Origin of the sequence: Ruegeria sp. HKCCD7251, assembly GCF_013031165.1 — a bacterium.
In the GTDB taxonomy this organism is placed as follows: Bacteria; Pseudomonadota; Alphaproteobacteria; order Rhodobacterales; family Rhodobacteraceae; genus Ruegeria.
Genome location: NZ_WPZC01000001.1, coordinates 434,541 through 449,446 on the forward strand (window position 1 = coordinate 434,541; position 14,906 = coordinate 449,446).

Consider the following 14,906-nt stretch of genomic DNA (forward strand, 5'->3'; position numbering starts at 1 on the left):
GTTGACAGAGCCGCTGTTCTGCCGGACCCCGTGAGGCCAATGGTGCAGCTGTGGCCAATGTCCGGAATGCGGGTACGATAGCAGATATCAATCAATCTGCTCAAAGTCGGCTCTGGGCCTTCATCACACATCCCAACAAACTGACTTATCGGCAGTTTTGTCCGCAGAGCTGTCTTTCCGCGCAACTCTCTCCCTTGTCTGCTTCGCGGACAAAGCAGTGGTTCAGCTCAGACGCGAGAAAACCTCCCCACACATATGGCAAACTGGCTCGATGCCGTGATCAGAACCTGACCCTAACCGCCAGCCCAACCAATGGTGCAGTGTCATACCTTTGCCGACTGATTTCTACTCCGTTCGCATCATCTAAAGTCAGGCGGCCATCAAATTCTGCGCCCGCAAACACGCTCATTGAAACCCCAGGATTCGGATTGTACCCAAGAGAAAGAACTACAGGGATACTCTTATCTTCACCCGCCCCATCCGGGGCGAGGCCATCCCCATCTAACCTGAAACGAATTCTCTCTGAGCGTGCGGTCAACGAAAGGTCGATAGCCTCATTTAGAGCGTAGCTCAGCGACAACCCGGGGCCTTGCGTTGCTCCGACACCAGAGCCAGTGTTCAAATTCCAGCGGTCATTTATGTCCCAGTCGATAAGCAGAGCCGGAAAAAAATCAGTACCGCTTTCGTCAAATTCAGAAAACGCGCCAAAGGCCGGACCTATCGTTAGGCGCTCGTTCAGTTGCCATGCAATACCTGCAAAAACACCGTAGGTTCTACCGTCAGATGAGGAGGCCCCGCTTTGGTAGTCCCACCTGATCTGTGGCGAAACAAAAACCGTTGTTGTATCCCCCACACGAAACCGGACAGGAACAGCTACGCGAAGGTCCCGGATGTTTTCCCAAGGCTGGTTGTTAGATTGGCTGAAATTATAATCCAGCTTGCCAAAGCTGGTGGAAAGCCCAACGCTGCTTCCGCCTTCTAGATTGTAAAGTGCGGTAGCACGTAGAAACGCTCGACTTGCAGAGAACTTCCCACCGCCATTCAAATCCGCATCCCCTTGAAACGCGGCAAGCCCATCAACCTGATACGCCCATCCTAACCGAGGCTGGGCAGCCGACGGAAACGCGGTGAACCCAAGAAAAACAAATCCAAAGCAGCACGTTAGAAGAAGGTTTTTCATCTGACATTTTCCACGTGAGACTGGTTTCCTTTTGGGATGCCATTGCTGGACGAGCGGCTCAAGTTCTATACCCGCACAATCATCTGGGTGCTTGCGTTTTGTGATGAATGGGTAGAGTGATCCGGCTGGAGCGGTTTTTCATGGCAGGAGTTCCTCGATCTTGTTCGTAATGGACGCCGAAAGCGGATCAAAGGTCGACCTGTAGGTTTCTACGACTGTGCCATCGGGACCGATCAAGACCTTGTTGAAATTCCACCTTGGCACGAATCCTTCCTCCTCTTTCAAGGACCGGAAGAAAGGGTGAGCGTCAGGGCCGGTCACGTGTGTTATCACGCTCATCGGCAAATCGATTCCGTATTGCAGTTCGCAGAAATCGCACACTTCGTCGTTGGTGGCCAGTTCTTGCTTGAAGTCATCCGAAGGGACCGCGACAACAACCAATCCGCGGTTGCGATACCGATCATAAAGGTCTTGAAGCCCCCGGTATTGACCGGTGAACGCGCATTGGGATGCCGTATTGACAACTAGAACCGGTTGACCGTTCCAATCTGACAAAGACAAGGTTCCCCCGTCAATCGAGTCAAACTTCGCGTCAAGTTCAAGGGCGCGCACTTGTTCGCCTAGCAATAGCAAGCCGCAAAGCACAATTATCCGTAACATTCCACACCTCCATTTTCATAGTTGGATACGGAAGAACAATGCGGACGGATTTCATTTTGTGGACATAGCGCGCGGGCCGCGTGCAACTGCCGGCGGTCGCAACTCAGAGATAGAAAATTGGGGAAGTTCGAAAGCTCGATTCAGGCCCATTTTCAAAAATTATCTTGTTCCTCAGTGGCAACGTCAAAATGGCTTTACCCGAATATATTTGAAATCGGTCGTCGCTGGGACGCAGAAAATCATACCAGAACTAGTAATGCACTCGGCACTTTGCGAAGCGCAATACTGTAATTTGAACCTCTGTACTTTGAACTTCCGCGCTACGACGGGCTTTAGACGCAATAAAGAAGAAGACGTTTTCTGCAGGCTAAACAACAACGCCTGCATTGCTGACGTGGTCGCTTTCAATACCGGGCAGATATCTACCCGTGGATCAACGCTGAAGGGTCAATCAATTTGCTGGCAGCAGCTGTGAATTCGGCAATCACAATTTGACTTTTCCTTTGTTAGGCAGACTTCTACTTGCAGATCATTTTATTGAAACTGAACCTTGGTCCAAAATAGTTGAAAGGAACTACAATGTCGCACACACCTCGATCCTTTTCTCACATAGGGCTTTCTGTGCCAGACGTTGATGAAGCCGTAAAATTTTATTCCGAGGTATTTGGCTTCTACGTCATCATGCCGCCGACAGACGTTCTCGAGGATGATAGCGATATTGGTGTAATGTGCACGGACGTCTTTGGACCAGAATGGAAAAAACTGCGCATAGCTCACATGGCGACTGCGGATCGCGTTGGGATTGAGATTTTCGAGTTCGACGGGAATTATGCGCCTGAAAACAACATGGACTACCGGCGCAATGGGACATTTCACTTTTGTATCCAAGATCCCGACGTGGAAGGTCTGGTGGAAAAAATCGTAGCGGCAGGGGGAAAGCAGCGGATGCCCATTCGTTACTATTATCCGGGCGATAAACCTTACCGGATGGTCTATGTTGAAGATCCATTCGGTATTGTTTTCGAACTATACAGCCATTCCTATGAATTGACGTATTCGTCCGGTGCTTACAAATGAGAAACAATTCAATTTGAAGGCTGCTTTGGCTCCAAATAACCGTTCTCTGCGTTGCAGCGCCTCTCAAGTTTTTGAGCGACTGCTTTGAGGTCTGAGCGATCGCTAGTTTCAATTCGCTTCAACGACCGCTTTGCGGACAAAACCGACATTAGCGTTATATACTTGAATGACTCCTTAAAGCCCCGCTGCAGACATTCATATTTTGATAGAATGTGCGAAAAGTGAATCCTCAGGCCGTTTTGGCTGTTTTAACGCTAGCCGCGCGCATCCAAGCAGTTATCAAGTATCTTGACCGCGTAATTCTCGTAGTCAGTATCGCGTTTATCTGCATCTTCCTCTGAAAACGCGCGAGACAGTTTGCTGCCTTCTGCAATGCGCGCTACCGTTAAAACCCTGTATTGGTCATCGATGACGACTTCGAATGCAGCTCGCATCGACAAGCCCATTTTGTCTAAAAAAATGTCTACATCTGCGTCCTCAAGTTTAACGTCTAAGATGCATTCATAAGTGGCTTGGTCGAATTCAATGGTGTCGGCCTTTGCACCGCTTCCAAAAGCCAAAGCAGCGGCGGTTAAGATGGCTGGTCGTTTCAATGGTCTGCTCACTAAATTGCTGATTGGCAAATTAGCACTTATGCCGGTTTTGACCCTCCAGCTTGCGATTTTTTGTCAAGGTATTGCCCGCAGGCGCCAATTGACAAGCCGCAGAACAAAATTGGAACATTCGCCATGCGTAAAGGGCCCCGAACCATCCCTTATGACTTTCGATGCAAACTGGAATCTCTGGGGGAGTAGTGTAGCGCAGCCTTCGCTGCAGGACGACTAGGGCGCGGTGTTTGAATAGCTTCACAAGCACGGGGTCGAGCCGCCAGACCATCCCTTGCCGACTGAGTCTGAGCAGACCGGTCCCGCCGACCATCGATGAGTGGTTCATGCCAGCTCCATGGAACAGACGGTGGAACATGTTGGGGGCGTCAATCGCGTAAACTAGGGCATGTGTGTACGTTAAATGCGTAAATAACGTAAAGGACGTAAAGAAAACCGTCGTTTTGCCGCTCTTGAAAACCGTTGAACGTGAGAGCGTTCCCAGGGTTCGAATCCCTGTCTCCCCGCCACTCATCCACCCAAGCCCCAGCTTTTTCCTATAGTCCCGATGCGGCCAACATTTTGTTTGGGTTTTCAGGGACTCAGCCCTTTGCCGCATATCGCCGTTCTGCGGGTTGGCGGACCGTGGACTTGTTTACTTGAAGTAAACGTCGGGTTAAAACGATGTATTATTTCATTTTTGTGACAGCGCCGAGGCGTGGTCAGCTATTGTGTTAACGAGTGCAGGAGGCCCAAAATGCCGGGAGAAGAATTTGTCGTTCCTCTTGGCCAGAGCGCGTCGGTTCGTTCTAAGTACTTTCGTATCAATTCGTTGATTATTATTTGTTTATTTGCCCTCTCGATGATCTCGATTCTGATCCTTGAGAGCACGGACAACCGGGTTCTTAAGTTCTTCGCCTGGCGTTTTAATCACGATGTCGAGCAAAGCGTTCCAACGATTTACAACTACTTTCTGCTCGTCTCGAACTTTGGCCTGTTAACGTATGTTTTTTTGATTAAACGAACGCAAAAGGATAGCGACTCGGTCTATTGGTTGATCCTTGCTGTGGTCATGTTTTTGATGGGATATGACGAAGCGGCCCAGGTGCATGAGAAGTTTACGCAGCCCATGCGCTCTATCCTGCCCGAAAGCCCGCTTTGGCATTTTTCCTGGACGCCGATCGGGGCTTTTGTCGCACTTGTTGTGGCGGGGTTCTATTTGCCCTTTCTCATGCGCCTGCCAAAAGCAGTCGCCGGTCTGATGGCACTTGCTGGCGCCACTTACCTGTTTGGTGCGTTGATGGTCGAAACTTTGGGCGGTTGGGTGGATTTCTACAATGACGACCGCGGCTGGAGGTTTTTCTTGCTGGCGACGATCGAAGAATCCTTTGAGATGCTTGGAATGGTAATCTTCGGATATGCCCTTTTGCGGCAGATTTCCTTTTTACAAAACGACGACAACCCCGCCTCGGCATAGGATGCCTCCCGCCCGCTGGGTAGAATGGCTCAAATGTGTTCGAACAAGCGGCCCGGTAATGCGGCGTGGCGGTCAAGTTTCAACCTTTGGATCATGCAAAAGACCATTGCTTGATTGGAGGTGATCACTGGCTTTCCCAGATGCGCCTCAACTCTGTCGATGACCTCGACCGCGCGCATGTCAGTGCAACTCAGAACGATTGCCTGCGCATCCGGATGGTCTGCTTGGCAGGCTAGGTCAAACACCTCATCTGGGGTCAGTTCGCCTTGTCCGTAATTTCCCAATTCGCGCCCTATATCTGCGCAACACACGGTCTCAATCCCGTTCTGAGACAAAAAATCCATGGCCTGTGTGTTGATCTCACCAAGATAAGGCGAGGAAAACCCAACCTTTGTTGCGCCCAGAGCTTTGATCCCAGCGATCAATGACCCCGCGGCTGTCAGAGAGTCTGCACCTGATTGTGTCTTTATCTGACCTGCGAGTTCTGTATCGAATACAGGACCATGCGTCAGGGTGGCTGACGTGCAGCCGTACAGCACAATATCTGGCCGAACGCCCGCGATCATCCGTAGATCATGGCTGATATCCGAGGCACCCAAACCTGCCATCTGTTCAGCCCCCGGAATCTCATCCACGTCATAGCCACCCATGCGTTGGAAATGAACCGTGGTATTCGGCGGACGCAACATCTCCATGTCAGGTTCAAGATTGGTGTTTGTGTAGGGGACGAGCACACCAATCTTGGCTGCGGTTCGCGTCTCTGTCATGCCAACACTCCTTTCAACACGTTCAGGGCCTTGTCCATAATCGCAGGAGCGCAAATCGTTGCGCGCAGACAGTCCGGCAAGCCATAGCCTGCCATTCCGCGCATCAGTAGGTTTTCGGTCCGCAATGCGGCGTCGGCTTTTTGAGCGTCGTGTGTGGAACCAAAGCGGAGCAAGACAAAATTCGTGTGGCTGTTTGGCACGATCAGCCCAAGGGCACGGCAATCTTGCGCAAATTGGTCGCGAAGGCTTGCCGTTTGGCTGACCACATCGCGCATGTGGGATTGGTCGCGCATAGCAGCGGCGGCTGCAGCTTGTGATGCTGATGATATGTTGTTTGGGTTGAGAAGTTTCCGCAACTCAGCGGCGATTGGCAGAGGGAAATATCCCCATCCGACGCGGGCGCTGGCTAAGCCATAGGCTTTGGAAAAAGTTCGGGTGATGACGGTGTCACCTCGGTCCACCAGCGCGAAGATGTCCGCAGGGTTGTTGGCCATGTCCGAAAACTCGGCATAGGCTTGATCAACTACTAGCAGCACATCGTTCGGCAGGGCGGTGCGCAGTCTAAGTATGTCGGAGTTCGGGATAAGCGTTCCAGTCGGGTTGCCTGGATTGCTAATGAAAACAATGCGTGTCGCAGGCGTTACCCCGGCAAGAACTTCGTCAACTGATACGGTCAGGCCAACCTCGGGTGCCGTCCGATAGTCCGCCTGCGCTTGTGCGGTTGCCGACGCTACGAAAGCATATCCGTACTGCGTGCCCAGAACCCGAACACCGGGTCCGGCGAATGCGCGGATCAGGCAACCTATCAGCTCCATTGATCCGGCTCCGCATAGGATGCGCGCTGGGTCCAGGTGGTGCACGGTCGAGATCGCTGTGCGTAATTCTGTCCACTCGGGGTCAGGGTAAAGCGTCAGGTCAGACGCCGCAGCTTGGCCTGCACGCACCGCGGCGGGGCTGGCGGGAAACGCGCTTTCATTCTGCGCCATCGAGATTGTCTGCGCCCCGCCCAGATCGGCAAGGGCATAGGCCGCCATGTTAGCGACATAAGCGTTCGGGCGGATCATGTGTCACCTCCATAGGCTTTTGCCCCTTCCGCGGTCACCAAACCACGTTTTAAATCGAGGTCGAAGGACAGGGGATCGCGCAGCTTTGGATCTCCGAACCCACCGCCGCCGGGTGTTTCAAAGATCAGGTAGTCACCCGGTTCAACGCGCAGCTCACCTTTGCCCGGAATGTCCTCGGCAGAGTTGCGAAGGTGAATGCGGCCAGGTTTGCCCGCACCGCCGCCCATCCTGCCAAGGGCGGGGAATTTCAACCGTTCAACCGATAAGAACACAACAAAAGGCGCGCCATTGGACGATGTCATTTCTATGCGCTGACCCAGCCCGCCGCGAAATTGCCCCGCGCCGCCGGAATCCGGTCTAAGCTCGCGCCGCCAAATCGTCACGGGCGCGACGCTTTCGGTGATTTCAACCTGACTGCCAAAAACGCCGGACGGGTAGGCCGTCGCGGATAAGCCATCCGAATGAGGCCGCGCGCCTGTTCCACCATTATGTACTGGTTCGATCGCAAACTCCCGTCCACCGTCGCGGGCCACTTCGGGCGCGTGACGCATGGGCAGGTCAAACATGCAGCTTGCGCCCTCTGCCGGGACTTGATCAGGCAAGGCTTGATGCAAGCATCCCAGTACCAAGTCAGGTGTCACCTGACCAAGAGTATGCCGCATGGCGACGGGAACGGGCCTTTGGGCGTTCAGGATGCACCCTTTCGGCCCATCAACGGTGAAGGGCTCTAGTGATCCTGCGTTGTTCGGTATGTCCGACCCAACGATGCAGCGCAGCGCAAATACGGTATAGGCCGTGGCATAATTCAGCGGCACGTTGATCCCTTTGCGCGAACATCCAGAGGTGCCAGCGAAATCCACATGCATCCTGTCCTGATGGACGGTCAGCGTGGCGTGAAGTTCCAGTTCATTCTCATACCCATCCATTTTCAGGACGTTTTTATAGACACCATCAGGCACTTCGGAGATTGCAGCTTGGGTGCCACGGCGCGACGTGTCGATGATATAGGCGCCCAGCGTTTCCAGATCGTCGAGGTTGAATTCCTCCATCATGGATAGCAGACGGTCGACCCCAGACTCGCAACAGGCAATTAGTGCGTAAATGTCGCCCTCATTCGCGACGGGTTCGCGGGAATTTGCGCGGATGATGTCAAGAAGCAGGGCATTTGGCACGCCTTGATCGACCAGTTTGCAGGGCGGGATCAACAAACCCTCGTCATAGATATCAGACCCCTCAGGCCCCATTCCAAGCCCGCCCAAATCGACCAGATGAGAGGTGCATGAGGTAAAGCCAACGACCTGTCCGTTCCGGAAGGCCGGCATCATCAGAAGAAAGTCGTTCAAATGCCCCGAGGCCAGCCAGGGGTCGTTGGTCATATAGATGTCACCCGGTTTCATGTCTTGAACGGGGAAGGCCGCGCGCAGGTGCTGAACCGCTTCGGCCATTGTGTTGATATGTCCGGGCGTGCCGGTGACGGCCTGCGCCAGCATGCGCCCATTCGCATCAAAGATACCGGCGGAAATATCCCCGCACTCGCGCACGATCGGGCTAAACGCCGCCCTGATCAGGGTTTGCCCCTGTTCTTCGACAACTGCCAGAAGACGGTTCCACATAACTTGAAGTCGGGCGGGAGAGAGGGTCATCATTCTGTTCCTTTCCGGGTAAGGACAAGGTTCCCGATCGCGTCCACACGGGCTTCGAAGTCGGAGGAGACCAACGTTGTTGTCTGTGGCTCCGTAATCAGCGCGGGTCCGGGGACATAGTCGCCCGCGCGCAGGTCGAGGCGGGCGATCAATGCGGCCTGTACGGTTTGTCCGGTCAGGTCGCAGGTGATGGGGCGCGTCTGTGACGGCATTGCTGGACGAGATATCGGCGTATCCGCCAAGGTGGGCGCTTCGCTCCCGAAAGTCGCCACGCGCACCGACCAATTCAGGATTTCTATCTGCATCCCCGGCACTGGGCGCGAGAATTGCTTGCGATACTCCTTTTCAAACGCATGGGTAAGGGGGGCAATGTCTGTGGTGGAAAGGTCGCGGTCGGGCAGGGGGATTTCGATCTCGTGGCCCTGACCGCTGTAGCGCATGAACGCGGTACGCCGCGTTTGAGTTGGCGCATCGCCTGCGCCTTGGGAAACCACCTGTTGTGCTTCGGAAATCATTGTGGCGAACAGCGTGTTGATTGCGTTAACTTCGATGCTTTCCAACAAAGAGTACCGAGACCACACAATCTCAAAACTGACAGGCGCGTAAAGAAAACCAACAGCCGAGCCGACACCAGGGTTTGGTGGGATCACGATCTGGTTGACCCCGGCAGACCGGGCAACCCGCGTTGCGTGCAGGGGACCGTTGCCGCCAAACGCGATCATGGTTCGGGTGCCCAGTTCCTTACCGCTTTCGACGGCGTGCATGCGTCCGGCGCTGGCCATGCTTTCGTCGACGATGCGACTGACACCATCTGCGGCACCGGTTGCGTTAAGACCGAGCTTGGTCCCGATCACGCGATCCAAAGCATGTTTCGCAGCCTTAAGGTCAATCGCGATGTGCCCTTCGGCAAAGGTTTCGGGGGTGATGTAGCCCAGTGCGATATCGCTATCTGTGACCGTTGGCTCTGTGCCGCCGCGTAGGAACGCGACGGGGCCGGGTTCCGAGCCAGCCGATTTCGGCCCAACGGTCAGCCGCCCCAACCGATCTACCCCGGCGATTGAGCCGCCGCCCGCTCCGATTTCGATCATTTCGATCACGGGAATTCGCACAGGCATGCCTGAGCCCTTGATGAACCGGGCCGCACGCGCGATTTCGAACTGACGCGAGGTCTGCGGGCGCGCGTTGTCGATCAGGCAGAGCTTGGCCGTTGTTCCGCCCATGTCAAAGGACAGAACCTGATCCAGACCCGCGCGTGCGGCGATCCGGGCGGCCAAAATGGCGCCCCCGGCCGGGCCGGATTCGACAAGACGGATGGGAAATTGCGCCGCGGTGTTTAGGGTGCACATTCCGCCACCAGCCGTCATCATCAGGATCGGGCAGGCAAGACCTTCGTCACGGAACCGATCCGCGAAACGCGTCAGGTATGCCTGCATCAAAGGCTGGATATAGGCGTTTGCAACCGTGGTGCAGAGGCGATCAAACTCACGCGCCTCGGGGCTGACCTCGGACGAGATTGAGATGGCCAGTTCGGGGCGTTCTTGGGCCAGAGCTGATTGCAACTGCCGTTCGTGCGCAGGGTTGGCGTAAGCGTGCATAAGGCAGATGGCGACGGCGCCCACACCGCTTGCGTCGATCTCTTCCAGCACTGCGTCGATTGCGGACTGCTCCAGCGCGATCAAAACTTCACCGTCTACCGACATACGTTCACGCACCGTAAACGCCCGTTCCCGGGGCACCAGCAGGTCGGGCTTTTCCAGGTTGATATCGTATTGCGCATATCTCCGCTCGTAAGCGATTTCGAGGATATCGCGGAAGCCTTCTGTCGTGATCGTTGCAACCTTGGCCCCGCGCCGTTCGATCAGGGCATTGGTGGCCAAAGTTGTTCCATGAATGAAGCCGGAGATGTCGGATAATGAGCGTTCAGATAGCTCGATAACCCGCCTCGCGCCCTCCATCGCGCCGTCAGCGGGGTTTTGATGAGTGGTCAGCGTCTTGGTGGATGCAAGGATTGTGTCCTCACCCGAGAATAGAACCGTGTCGGTAAAAGTGCCGCCAATATCAATGGCGAGGCGCAGCGCATCAGGGGTCATTCTGTAGTCCGAAGTCAGAGTAATCGCAGTCCGTCGCAAAGGGCACAAAGCCCTTGGCTCAGGCGGCAACCACCAGATCACAACCCGTCGCGCGACGGTTCATCGGATGAGAAATACAGGCCATACGCATACCGGAAGTTTGCAGGCGCAGGCGGTGCCTTACTAGTGGAAATGCGACGTTATTGCATGTAAGCGACATCAAAACGCGCAGTTTTCGGGAGGCATCAATAATGCGGCGGGTTGAGCCCGGCCTGAAACCAATTGACGAAGGTGACCATCGAAAACACCGGAAGGTTCGTAGCCTTTTGAATGTCAGCCGCATAGGGACACATGTTGGTGCATTCCAGAACGATCGCTCCCAAGTCAGGGTTCTTTGCCTGCAGGGATAACGCAGCGGCGATGTTATCCGCACGGGCCTTGTCCACATCCATCGTCAGCTCATTGCCAAGAATTGCGCGTGTGAATTCGTCACCCCCCTCAGTAGTTCCGATTGGAGTACCCAGTGGAACATGAGCGCCAGACAAATGTTCATCCGTCAGGGTGGACGCTGAAATCGTCAGGATGCCCGCACGTTTGCCCGCTGGAAGGGTGCGGTTTACCATTTCCACTTGCATCAAAGATGATGTCGCGACGGGGACGGGAATGGCTTCGGACAGTTCCTTTTGAAAGACCGAAAGAAAGCCGCAATTTGTGGTAATGCCGTCAGCCCCGTCCTTGACCAGATCCAGAGCCGCATCGACGAACGCGCCCAACATGCCTTCGGCCTTTTGGCGAACAACTCGGTCCGGTGACGCATCACGCACTATTCGGTAGAGCACGGGAAAGGGCCATGTCAGCGCGTTTCCCATATCTCCGGGAATTCGTGGAAACTGCGCATCCAGCATAAGAATGCCCACCGAGGCACCGTAAATGGATTTTCCACCTTGCACGATCATGCCTCAAGCCTCCTCAATGATGCGGGTCGCGATTTCGTCGGGCCCCTCCATATAGATGCTGGAAATTCCCTGACGTACTGCGTCCTGTACCTGATCCATCCGCCTGGAGATATGGGCCCCCATTATCCGCGCGGCCTCGTCCGTGTTTCGCTCAAGCATGGCGTTCATTACACCCTTGTGCTGATCTTTCGAGCGATGAATGCGGTCCGCAGTCATCGAAACCCACCGGATATACCGGATACGGTCATTGATCCGGCTGAGGGTTTGCAGCAATTCGCGATTGCCCGACAACCGCGCGATTCCGATATGGAATACCTCGTCGCGCGCTACGGCTTCTTCGACCGTCAGGCCAGTTATGTCGATGCCTGTGTCGTACAGTTCCTGTTCAAGCGCCTTCAGCTCTTGATCCGTTGCCTTGGCGCAAGCCGCACGTACTGCGGCCACTTCTATGATCTGGCGCAGTTCGAACAGGTCGTACACGCTCTGGGCATTCAAGGGTCTGCAAAAAAACCCCTGACCGGGGCGAAAGTCGAATAGGCGTTCGGCGACCAGACGGTTCAGCGCCTCGCGCAGGGGGGTCCGGCTTACGCCGAGTTCTTTGGAGAGTGCGACTTCGTTCAGGCGGTCACCCGGACGCAGGCGAAATGACACCGCCATCGCCTTTACCTGATCGTAAATGTCATCGACTCGTGGACCCGCCATCAAATATTGCCTTCCTCTGCTTCTTTTCAGGGGTGCCACAGGTCGATCTTGAATTCAATATGCAATACTGTATACAGTTATGTATTCAATCCTTGATGAGGGCAAATATGACGGGCGTGAACTACCTGACAGGGGCTGAGGCGATGGTAAGAATGCTTGAAGCCCATGGCGTGACTCACATGTTTGGTTTGTGTGGGGACACGACCCTGCCGTTTTATGATGCGTTGGCGCGGATGGATCACGGCATTCAGCACATCTTAACCCGCGACGAACGACACGCGGCATATATGGCTGACGGTTATGCCCGCGTTACGGGCAAACCCGGTATTTGCGAGGGGCCATCGGGCGGTGGGGCGACCTATATACTGCCGGGTGTGGTCGAGGCCAACGAAAGCTCGGTGCCGATTCTGGCGATCACCTCTGATGTCGCGACAACCAGCCGGGGGAAATACCCGCTGACAGAATTGGACCAGACAGCTTTGTTCAAGCCGCTGGCGAAGTGGAACGCCTCGATCGACGATGCCTCGCGGTTGCCTGCAATGATGCGGGCGGCGTTCCGGGCTATGACGACCGGAACGCCCGGTGCGGCACATCTTGCTTTGCCCTTTGATGTTCAAAAGGCCTCGGTGGACGAAACTGAAATCTGGGCGGACGCGCGGCATCGCAGTTATCCGGCTGAACGGGCGGGGCCTGATCCTGACGCGATAGACGCGGCCGCGGAAGTCTTGGCTAAGGCAAAATCGGCAGTGGCCGTTTGCGGGGGCGGGCCTGTTCTGTCGGGGGCCAGCGATGCGCTGCGCCGGGTGGCAAAGGCTTTGGATATGCCTGTGGCCACAACGGTTTCAGGTCAGGGCGCGCTGGCCGAGACCGAGCCTTTGGCGCTGGGCGTCGTGGGATCAAACGGAGGCGTGCCAGCGACTCGGGCGGTTGTAGATCAGGCGGACGTGGTTCTGTTTATCGGTTGCCGCGCAGGGTCGGTTACGACCGAACGCTGGAGAAGCCCAGCCCGAAGCGCAACGATCATCCACATCGATAGCGATCCGATGGTGATCGGCGCGAACTATCAGACTGAGGTGGCGATCTGCGCCGACGCGCGGCTGGCGCTGGAAGCGCTGGCGGACGCGCTGGAGGGAAATGATGATCTGCCCGGCCAAGGCGGTGCAGCCAAGGCCAAGGCCGCCTGGGCTGCCAAAACCGCCGCCTTTGCCCCGCTAGCGGCAAGCCGTGAAGCCCCGATCCGCCCCGAGGCCGTCATGGCAGCGCTCATGGATGTTCTTGATGACGATGCCACGATTGTCGCAGACCCCGGGACCCCTTGCCCCTATTTCAGTGCACACTACCGGTGGCAAAGCGCCGGGCACCACTTCATCACGAACCGGGCGCATGGTGCCTTGGGATATTCGTTAGGGGCCGCGATGGGGGCGCATGTCGGCAGGCCGTCCGTCAAAACGCTGGCCGTCATGGGGGATGGCTCTTTCGGGTTCACGTGCGGAGAGTTTGAAACGATGGTACGGCACAAAATGCCGATCACTTCGATCGTGTTCTCAAACTCGGTCTTTGGGTGGATCAAGGCGGGTCAGGATGCCGGGTTCGGGCAGCGGTACTACAATGTCGACTTTGATCGCACCGACCATGCTGCGGTTGCTTCGGCCTTTGGGGTCAAGTCGTGGACTGTGAAAGACCCGGCCGACCTGCGCAGGGTGTTGGCGATGGCCGTGGAACATGACGGGCCAACCTTGGTGGATATACATTCCCAACCGCTTCACGAGGCCGCCGCGCCGGTGTCCGAGTGGGTGGCGTAAGTCGCAATTGACGATGTGAGTTGGGCCAGAAAGTCCTGCGCAACGGTCGAAAGAGGCCGTCCTTTGGCCGTTATGATCGCTAGATCCAGCATCACGGCCGGCCGAAAAGGGCGAGTCTGATAACCAGTCTCTTCATCGAAATTCACTGTAAAGGGATCAATCAGGGCAACGCCCATGCCTTGTTTGACGAAGCTCAGTAAGTTTTCAGACAGATGCGTGTGGATTTGTGTTCGCCACGTGCGCCCCTGCGTTTGAAACGCATCCCTAGTGCGCCGGTGCGTTTGATGTTCCGGCCCCATGACAATGAAAGGCTCGTTCTCCAGCAACGCAGGCGTCAGGACATCGTGGACGGCCAGTCGACTGTCTTCGGGAAACGTCGCCAGAGTTTCGAAGTGGAACACCTGATAGTTCAGCGTGTCGTGAAGGATTGGCATCTCGACAACCCCGATCTCGAACAGGCCCGAGGTTACCCATTCTTGTATTTTCGACGAATACTGCGATTGAAAACTGACGGACAGGTTTGGTCGAGTTTTGGCAAAGCGGGCGACCTCGCGCGGGATAAAGCCGAAGGACAACAGATGAGGGGCCGCGATCTGAAGCTGACCGGGATGCTTGTTTTGCAGGTCAGAGACCGCTTGGGCGACGTGGTCCAGACCGCGCACGACAGTATCGACCTCTCGGTACAGCAGCTCGGCCTCGGGCGTGGGTAACAATCGGCCTTTGCTGCGTTCAAACAGCGGCAGACGGGCCTCGCGTTCAAGCTGGGCCAGAAGATTGCTGATGCCCGGCTGCGAAATGCCCAGCACAGACGCCGCGCCAGTGACGGTTCCGGTTTCCATGATGGCGTGAAAAGCCTGCAATTGGCGAAAGCGCAGAGACATGGTTCACCCTATCACTTTTTCTGATGGAATTGCGAAAATATAGT

Annotated in this window: 13 protein-coding genes; 3 read left to right on the forward strand and 10 right to left on the reverse strand. The window is 55.5% G+C overall.

The features are described from left to right. Positions 1-280: 280 nt before the first annotated feature. Both GOX75_RS02145 and GOX75_RS02150 read right to left on the reverse strand, forming a co-directional pair. Positions 281-1,180, reverse strand: coding sequence for a hypothetical protein (locus tag GOX75_RS02145; protein WP_254428673.1), 900 nt, complete (start codon positions 1,178-1,180; stop codon positions 281-283). A 138-nt stretch (positions 1,181-1,318) separates the two neighbouring features. Then, positions 1,319-1,840, reverse strand: a complete 522-nt coding sequence (locus tag GOX75_RS02150) for a glutathione peroxidase (protein WP_171120868.1) — start codon at positions 1,838-1,840, stop codon at positions 1,319-1,321. 579 nt (positions 1,841-2,419) lie between these two features. On the opposite strand from GOX75_RS02150, the gene GOX75_RS02155 reads away from it, so the two are divergent. Beyond that, positions 2,420-2,917 (forward strand): lactoylglutathione lyase family protein, encoded by a 498-nt coding sequence (locus GOX75_RS02155; RefSeq protein WP_171120870.1) that lies wholly within the window; start codon positions 2,420-2,422, stop codon positions 2,915-2,917. A gap of 254 nt (positions 2,918-3,171) precedes the next feature. Here GOX75_RS02155 and GOX75_RS02160 read toward each other — a convergent pair whose 3' ends face one another. Beyond that, a complete protein-coding gene (locus GOX75_RS02160) occupies positions 3,172-3,510 on the reverse strand; it encodes a hypothetical protein (RefSeq protein WP_171120872.1) in 339 nt (112 codons plus the stop codon). 748 nt (positions 3,511-4,258) lie between these two features. Here GOX75_RS02160 and GOX75_RS02165 point away from each other — a divergent pair. Next, positions 4,259-4,978 carry a hypothetical protein gene (locus tag GOX75_RS02165; RefSeq protein WP_171120874.1) on the forward strand — a complete coding sequence of 240 codons (720 nt, stop codon included), beginning with the start codon at positions 4,259-4,261 and terminating at the stop codon, positions 4,976-4,978. 29 nt (positions 4,979-5,007) lie between these two features. On the opposite strand, the gene GOX75_RS02170 is transcribed toward GOX75_RS02165, so the two are convergent. The 6 genes from GOX75_RS02170 to GOX75_RS02195 form a co-directional block, all read right to left on the reverse strand. After that, positions 5,008-5,745 (reverse strand): Asp/Glu racemase, encoded by a 738-nt coding sequence (locus GOX75_RS02170; RefSeq protein WP_171120876.1) that lies wholly within the window; start codon positions 5,743-5,745, stop codon positions 5,008-5,010. Then, the gene (locus tag GOX75_RS02175) at positions 5,742-6,809 is read right to left on the reverse strand and encodes a histidinol-phosphate transaminase (protein WP_171120878.1); all 1,068 of its coding nucleotides are present in this window, start codon (positions 6,807-6,809) and stop codon (positions 5,742-5,744) included. The genes GOX75_RS02170 and GOX75_RS02175 overlap by 4 nt, the downstream gene beginning before the upstream one ends. After that, positions 6,806-8,452 carry a hydantoinase B/oxoprolinase family protein gene (locus GOX75_RS02180; protein ID WP_171120880.1) on the reverse strand — a complete coding sequence of 549 codons (1,647 nt, stop codon included), beginning with the start codon at positions 8,450-8,452 and terminating at the stop codon, positions 6,806-6,808. Before GOX75_RS02180 ends, GOX75_RS02175 begins: the two co-directional genes overlap by 4 nt. After that, the gene (locus GOX75_RS02185; protein ID WP_171120882.1) at positions 8,452-10,542 is read right to left on the reverse strand and encodes a hydantoinase/oxoprolinase family protein; all 2,091 of its coding nucleotides are present in this window, start codon (positions 10,540-10,542) and stop codon (positions 8,452-8,454) included. Before GOX75_RS02185 ends, GOX75_RS02180 begins: the two co-directional genes overlap by 1 nt. Before the next feature lie 224 nt (positions 10,543-10,766). Continuing rightward, positions 10,767-11,477 carry an aspartate/glutamate racemase family protein gene (locus tag GOX75_RS02190; RefSeq protein WP_171120884.1) on the reverse strand — a complete coding sequence of 237 codons (711 nt, stop codon included), beginning with the start codon at positions 11,475-11,477 and terminating at the stop codon, positions 10,767-10,769. Between the two features lie 3 nt (positions 11,478-11,480). Further along, complete coding sequence (locus GOX75_RS02195) at positions 11,481-12,179, reverse strand: GntR family transcriptional regulator (RefSeq protein WP_171120886.1); 699 nt, start codon at positions 12,177-12,179, stop codon at positions 11,481-11,483. A gap of 107 nt (positions 12,180-12,286) precedes the next feature. On the opposite strand from GOX75_RS02195, the gene GOX75_RS02200 reads away from it, so the two are divergent. After that, positions 12,287-13,981, forward strand: a complete 1,695-nt coding sequence (locus tag GOX75_RS02200; RefSeq protein WP_171120888.1) for a thiamine pyrophosphate-binding protein — start codon at positions 12,287-12,289, stop codon at positions 13,979-13,981. On the opposite strand, the gene GOX75_RS02205 is transcribed toward GOX75_RS02200, so the two are convergent. Then, on the reverse strand, positions 13,942-14,862 hold the full coding sequence (locus GOX75_RS02205) for a LysR substrate-binding domain-containing protein (RefSeq protein ID WP_171120890.1): 921 nt from the start codon (positions 14,860-14,862) through the stop codon (positions 13,942-13,944). The two genes, GOX75_RS02200 and GOX75_RS02205, sit on opposite strands and share 40 nt — an antisense overlap. Positions 14,863-14,906: the final 44 nt, after the last annotated feature.